Source organism: Acrocarpospora sp. B8E8 (assembly GCF_039871605.1).
Taxonomy (GTDB): Bacteria; Actinomycetota; Actinomycetes; order Streptosporangiales; family Streptosporangiaceae; genus Acrocarpospora; species Acrocarpospora macrocephala.
Map to the genome: position 1 here is coordinate 1 of NZ_JBDPLV010000210.1, position 1,041 is coordinate 1,041.

Below are 1,041 nucleotides of genomic sequence, written 5' to 3' on the forward strand. Positions count from 1 at the left end.
CCCCCGGCGAGCCCTCGAGGACACCCGGACGCTCGTACTCAGCGCGATAGACAAAGGCATGCACGTCGATGACGCAGTGGCCATCTTCGGCGTCGGCAGGTCGACGATATACGGGTGGATCAAGCTCCGCGAAGAAGGCGGACCGGATGCATTGAAAGTGAAGATGCCACCCGGACCCAAAGCGGCGTTGAACGATCGACAGCTGGCCCAGTTGCGCGGGTGGATCGTCGGACAGGACCCCCGGCAACTGCAATTCGACTTTGGCCTGTGGACACGTGAGATGGTTGCTGAGCTGATCAAACGGAAGTTCGGCGTAGAGTTCACGCCGCAATGGGTCGGCAGGCTGCTCGCCCGGCTGGGCCTGTCACCGCAAAAACCATTGGTTCGCGCATACGAGCAAAATCCGGAGCGGGTACGCCAATGGAAAGAGGAGGAGTACCCCAAGATCCGGGCACAGGCCATCAGCCAGGGCGCCGGCATCTACTTCTTGGATGAGGCCAGCGTCCGGACCAACCATCACGCGGGCACGACCTGGGGGCCGGTCGGCGATACTCCCATTGTCCGCGGCACCGGCCAACGGCACTCGGTGAACATGATTTCCGTGGTGAACACGCGGGGCAAGCTGCACTTCTCCTTCGTCGGCACCATCGATTCGGCAGCCTTTATCGAATACCTCAAGACCCTGCTCCACGACATCCCCGGGAAGATCTTCCTGATCCTGGACGGACATCCGGCGCACCGATCGAAGGAGACCAAGGCGTTCGTGAAGTCCACTAAGGGACGACTGAGCATCTTCTTCCTGCCGCCCTACTCTCCGGAGTTGAATCCCGACGAGTGGATCTGGAAAAGTATCAAGCACGATCGAGTCGGCCGGGCCGTCGTCCGCTCCGTAGAGGAGTTGACCAACAGGATTGAGCGAGCTGTCGACCGACTTCAGGCAACACCCGAGCTTGTTCGCAGCTTCTTCCGGGATCGCGACCTGCTGTACATCACGATGCCTGTAACTGAGCTACGGTCCAGTAGCCCAGTTTCTGCTTAGTA

General features: G+C 60.3%; 1 protein-coding gene. It reads left to right on the forward strand.

The window, feature by feature from the left end; translation table 11 throughout:
• The coding region (locus ABGB08_RS54650) for an IS630 family transposase (protein WP_347608548.1) at positions 1-1,039 on the forward strand (1,039 nt) is incomplete at its 5' end.
• Positions 1,040-1,041: the final 2 nt, after the last annotated feature.